We start from the raw sequence: 5,738 nt of genomic DNA on the forward strand, positions 1-5,738 counted from the left end.
CAAATGACCCCGTGACCTGGAACATAGCTGATTGGACCCTCAAATAATATAATAATTAAGAACAGTAATATCGAGTATGTCAGAGGGATGGGTTCAAGATTTGAACCCATCCCTTGAATAACTGACAAGGAGTATTTTATGGGTACCTATATCGTACGCCGCCTGCTGCAGGCAATCCCGATGTTGCTTTTGGTTAGCATTGTTCTTTTTGCGCTGGTCAACATCGCTCCAGGTGGGCCAATGAGCGCCTACAGTCGAACAAATCGGATGCCTGAGGAGAAGAAAGAAGCGATCAGGCGCTCATTTGGTCTGGATAAGCCCCTACCCGTTCAATATATAGTCTGGTTGGCAGGAAACGACTGGATGAAGATTGATGAGGACGGGGACGGAGATTTGGATGGTTATGGAACCCGGAGAGGTATCCTGCGCGGTGATTTTGGTTTTTCATACAAGAACCGTGAACCTGTATTAGATCAAATTGCAGATCGGTTGCCGAACACGGTCTACCTGATGTTCTTCACATTGCTCTTCACCGGGATCGTCGCTATTCCCATCGGCATCACATCAGCGATCAAGCAATATTCTGGTTTTGATATTACAGCCACAACACTTTCTTTTATGGGGCAGGCCATCCCTGAATTCTGGCTGGGTCTCCTTTTAATCCTGTTCTTTTACGCTATCTTAAACAATCCGCTAACTGGCGAATCCCTTTTACCTTCTGGCGGCATGTTTACCCTGGGAGAAGAGTTCTCCTTTTGGGACTCCATTTGGGACAGGGTCAGGCATCTGATCCTGCCTGTTACGATGGGACTGGTGGGCTGGGTAGCCTGGTATTCGCGCTTTCTGCGCTCCAGCATGCTTGAAGTGATCAATCAAGATTACATTCGGACGGCGCGTGCAAAGGGGCAAATCGAGCGCAAAGTGCTCTACAAACACGCCCTCAAAAATGCACTTATCCCCCTGGTAACAATGTTTGCCTTGGATTTTCCTTATATATTTACTGGCTCCCTTTATGTAGAACTGCTCTTCTCCTGGCCGGGAATGGGCCGTTTATTCTATACCGCCGCCACAGGTAGAGATTACCCAATCCTGCTGGCGATCTTGATCATTGGCGCTGGTATAGTAGTGATAAGCAATTTATTGGCCGATATTGCCTACGCATACCTAGACCCACGAGTTCGCTATAGCTGATCGAGAGAAACAACAAACAATTATGAATAGCAACGAAAAAACACTCAATATTATTGGCGAGGTGAGCAGGCCTCCGGAAACAATGGGGACCCTGGCCTGGAAGCGTTTTCGACGCCACCCAGGCGCTATGGTTGGGTCAATCCTACTGATCCTATTAATATTAGCGGCGGTTTTTGCAAATCTTTCCCCCTATGATCCTGAAGTATCGGATATCAAGAATAGATACCAGGCGCCTTCCCTGGAGCACCCTTTTGGCACCGATGGATTAGGGAGAGATCTCCTGACCCGGACTCTCTATGGAGGAAGGGTATCTATGTTAGTTGGCTTGATGGTTGTCAGTATAACTTTAAGTATTGGTGTTCCTGTTGGTTCCATTGCCGGTTATTATGGCGGGTGGATAGACAACGTACTCATGAGAATCATTGATGCGACGCTCTCTATTCCTTCGCTGATGTTCTTAATTCTATTAAGCGCCATCTTGCGTGAAACCGATCTGCCCTTTGTAAAAGGCAATAGTGTGATGACCATTGCTGTGGTCCTTGGAGCGCTTTCCTGGCCAACCGTCGCCCGCTTGGTGCGGGCAGTATTCCTGACTGTTCGTGAGATGGAATACGTGAAAGCTGCGCAAGCCTTAGGCGCCTCTGCTCCGAGGATAGTACTAAAAGAAATTCTGCCAAATGGTTTTGGGCCAATTATTGTCGAATCCACTCTGGGCGTAGGATATGCCATTATGGAGGAATCAGGTCTATCATTTTTAGGATTTGGGATTATGCCACCTACACCAAGCTGGGGGAATATGCTTAACAATGCCCAGGAACATTTAATCACCTATCCTTGGCTGGCGATTTTCCCTGGTTTGATGATTTTCTTAACGATCATCTCCGTGAACTATATTGGCGATGGACTGCGCGACGCCCTGGATCCCTATAAAGTTCTAGGCAAAGTCGAATAATATAAAAATCACCTCGAAAGGAAAAGGAGTTAGATGTCTTCTGAGTTTAATATCATTGAACCGATCAAAACGCCATATAAGTTGAACTTTTTGGACGATAAGCAACTAACCAACCTCCAGGAAGCAACCCTAAATATTCTGGAGAAGACTGGGGTCCAATTTCCATCTGAAAAAGCGTTAGCTATCTTTGCTGACCATGGTGCAGATGTGGATCGAGATTCGCAAGTCGTAAAAATTTCCCGTGATTTGGTTTTCAAAGCAATGACTACTGTGCCTCGCTACTTTACCTTGGGAGCGCGTAATCCAGAGTTTGATTTAGAACTGCAAGATGGCGTATCTTTCTTCACCAATGATGGTTGTGGACATGAAGTTATTGATTTCAAAACTGGGCAGCGCCGTGCTTCCAAGCTATCTGATGTAGGCATGATGGCCCGTATCAACGACTTTTTATCATCCATGTCATTTAGTTGGACAATGGTCAGTGCTCAGGATTGTGGGGTTACCTCCCCAATTCATGAAATGGATGTAACCTGGAGAAACAATACCAAGCATTATCAGAGCGTGACCATGATGGGCGAGGAGCTTTGCCGCTACGGGGTTGAAATGGCGACTGTCTTACGCGGCAGCCTGGATGAAGTGAGAAAACGTCCACCCATTTCTCTGATCGTTTGCACGATAGCCCCTCTGGTACAGGATAAAGAAGCAATTGAAGGTGCATTGGTATTGGGAGAAGCTGGTATCCCGATTGTTATTATGTCCATGCCCACCATGGGCACGACTGCGCCAGCTACTTACGCAGGCGCTTTAGCCATGGGAGATGCAGAGATCATTAGCGCAACCGTGCTGATGCAGTTGGCAAATCCGGGAGCACCAGTTTTTCATTCAATGTTGCATGCCTGGGCAGACCCTCGCACTGCTGCTTATGTTGGCTATCCTCTGGATGCTCGGGTTCGTTACGCCCCTGTAGAGATGGCCCACCACTGGGGGATGCCCGCTCTTGGCGGAGCTTTTGGGACTGAAAGCCCCGAATTGCAGAGCTGGCAATCAGCTGCAGAAGTTGCTACAGACCCCCTCCTGGTGAGTTTGTCCGGTGCCGAAATTGTCACTGGGCTTGGGTTGCGAAACACCTATACATTACTCTATCCTGAAGCCATCATTCTAGATACCGATATATATCACAGGGCACGTCATTCCTTACTTGCGTTGGATGTTAGTCCTGAAACCCTGGCCGTTGATATCGTTGCGAACATCAAGCCAGGCGGCCATTTTTTGAGCCAGAAACATACACGCAAGCATATGCGGACTGCGATGAAACGTTCCATTTTGCAGCAATTAGATTCGGTGGGACAATACCGCCAGCCAGTGGAATATGCCCGTGAAAAAGTTGCCTGGATTCTCGAAAATCATCATCCAGAACCACCTTCCACGGATGTACAGAAAGAAATCAATCAGATATTGGCAGCAGCCGATAAAGAATTGAAGGGGTGAACTAATATCATGTTATCTCTGCGGCCAGCATTATCTGAGCAAGATGTGACGCGCATCCATGAACATAGCTTGGATGTACTTCAAAATGTGGGAATAGACTTCAAAACACGTAAAGCGCTGGAAATTTTGGAAGATAGGGGCTGCAAGGTGGACTACGACCGCAACTGGGCTTCAATTCCCCCTGAACTCGTCGAATGGGCTATTAAAAGCGCACCTCGAGATGTTGTCCTGGGGGCAAGAGATCCTGGTCGCAATTTGCTATTAAATGGCACACGTGCACATCATACAACGGATAGCCAGGGAACACAGGCTATCGATCTTGAAACCGGTGAAATTCACGATTCCTGTGCTGAAGATCTCCGAAGAATGTTGCTCTTTGCCGACGCTCTGGACAAAATTGACATTGTCAATGTGACCGTATCTGCCAGTGATATCCCTGCCCACTTACGCACCATCTATCATTTTGCACAGGCATTCACCATGACGAGCAAACATGTGCGCACGGGAGTCCTGAATGCGCAGCAAGTGCCATTCCTGGTCGAATTAGCTAAAGCAGCCACAGGCAGCGACATCTTCCGTCCAATTTTTTCGGCTGTAGATTGCACAATTTCTCCTTTGATGCATGATGGTCCCATGACAGAGGCCTGCATCGAATTGGCAAAGCTCAATGTCCCAGTCATGGTTTTTCCCATGCCCTTGGCCGGAGGCACTTCTCCTGTCACTTTAGGTGGCACGCTATTGATGCACAATATCGAGTTCTTGAGCGGACTGGTTCTACTTCAGTGTGCCAACCCTGGAGCACCGGTCATTTATGGCTCTGAGGCCTCACAACTTGATATGCAAACAGGCAGATATGGTGGCAGTGCAGATGGGTATGGGATGAGTACTGCTTTGGTCAACTTAGCCCGGTTTTATAATATCCCAGCCAATCTGAGAGGGCTTACAACAAAATCGAAACAGATTGATGCTCAATATGGTTATGAATCTGTTTCAGGAACAATACTGTCATATCTGGCTGGCGCGGACGAGATTTACAGCGTCGGTTTGTTAGGCGCGGCACAAATTTTATCTTTAGAGAAAATGGTATTTGATAATCACTTGATCCATCAATTGGAAACGATGCTGACCCCCATCAATGTCGATGAAGCTCATTTACAAGCAGATTTGATCAAGCGGGTTGGTGTCGGCGGTGAATTCCTTACCGCGAGAGAAACGCTGAAATATACTCGAGAAGAATACATCCCCCTATGGCCGCCATACGATAAAGATCTGATGGAACTTATGCACGCCGAGGCGCAGGAAATTCTAAATACTCACACCCCACCACCACTGCCTCAGGGAGCAGAAACGCGTATTCAAGAAATCTTGAGGGAAGCCGATAAAGTGTTAGTTGGTTAAGGAATCGATTATGAATTGGTGGACGGTAGGGAATTGACATGACCAAATTATCTGGCGAAACTCCACGGGAGCTTGGATATGTCATGCCTGCCGAATGGGAACCTCATGAGGGCACCTGGCTGATCTGGCCGCATAATGATACGCATGAGGATACGCAATTGCATTTGGAACATCTCTGGCTGGAGATGACCGTGGCTTTGCATGAATACGAAACTGTCCACATTGTTGTAAAGGATGAGCATCGCAGGGATCACCTTCACCGCCAGGTAAAGTATTACGGTTTGGATGAGAAAAAATTGGATATTCAAATCATTCCCAACGATGATGTCTGGGCGCGGGATTGTGGCCCGATTTTTCTGGTAAATGATCAGGGTGAGTTAGCCGTCACAGCCTGGAACTTCAATGGTTGGGGGGAACGCGAACCGTATAAAAAAGATCGCCTGGTACCAGAAAAGACTGCACAGGCGCTATCACTTCCATTGTTCAATGCACCCATCACCCTGGAGGGAGGCGCTGTCGAGGTCAACGGCAAAGGAACGATGCTCGCCACTCGCAGTTCGATCATCAATCCGAATCGCAATCCAAAGAAAAGCCAGCCGGAAATCGAAACAGCGATAAAAGACTATCTGGGAATCGATCACATCATCTGGTTGTCTGGCGCCTCCCGGGAATTTTGTGATCTGGTAGGCAGCAGTACCGATCTTCATAT

5 protein-coding genes are annotated in these 5,738 nt (G+C 47.6%); all 5 read left to right on the plus strand.

The features are described 5' to 3' along the window. Nucleotides 1-138 precede the first annotated feature (138 nt). A complete protein-coding gene (locus tag AC3DOM_RS07030) occupies nt 139-1,191 on the plus strand; it encodes an ABC transporter permease (RefSeq protein WP_487918324.1) in 1,053 nt (350 codons plus the stop codon). Between the two features lie 22 nt (nt 1,192-1,213). Then, complete coding sequence (locus AC3DOM_RS07035) at nt 1,214-2,143, plus strand: ABC transporter permease (protein ID WP_487918325.1); 930 nt, start codon at nt 1,214-1,216, stop codon at nt 2,141-2,143. Between the two features lie 33 nt (nt 2,144-2,176). Beyond that, a complete protein-coding gene (locus tag AC3DOM_RS07040; protein WP_487918326.1) occupies nt 2,177-3,631 on the plus strand; it encodes a trimethylamine methyltransferase family protein in 1,455 nt (484 codons plus the stop codon). Between the two features lie 9 nt (nt 3,632-3,640). Next, the gene (locus tag AC3DOM_RS07045) at nt 3,641-5,029 is read left to right on the plus strand and encodes a trimethylamine methyltransferase family protein (RefSeq protein ID WP_487918327.1); all 1,389 of its coding nucleotides are present in this window, start codon (nt 3,641-3,643) and stop codon (nt 5,027-5,029) included. A 38-nt stretch (nt 5,030-5,067) separates the two neighbouring features. Continuing rightward, the coding region (locus AC3DOM_RS07050) for an agmatine deiminase family protein (RefSeq protein WP_487918328.1) at nt 5,068-5,738 on the plus strand (671 nt) is incomplete at its 3' end.

It is taken from the genome of Candidatus Desulfolinea nitratireducens (genome assembly GCF_982879505.1).

What these genes read in the sequence shown, in the direction of transcription:
- AC3DOM_RS07030 (WP_487918324.1), top strand. Translation starts at nt 139, where the DNA reads ATGGGTACCTATATCGTACGCCGCCTGCTGCAGGCAATCCCGATGTTG.
- AC3DOM_RS07035 (WP_487918325.1), top strand. Translation starts at nt 1,214, where the DNA reads ATGAATAGCAACGAAAAAACACTCAATATTATTGGCGAGGTGAGCAGG.
- AC3DOM_RS07040 (WP_487918326.1), top strand. Translation starts at nt 2,177, where the DNA reads ATGTCTTCTGAGTTTAATATCATTGAACCGATCAAAACGCCATATAAG.
- AC3DOM_RS07045 (WP_487918327.1), top strand. Translation starts at nt 3,641, where the DNA reads ATGTTATCTCTGCGGCCAGCATTATCTGAGCAAGATGTGACGCGCATC.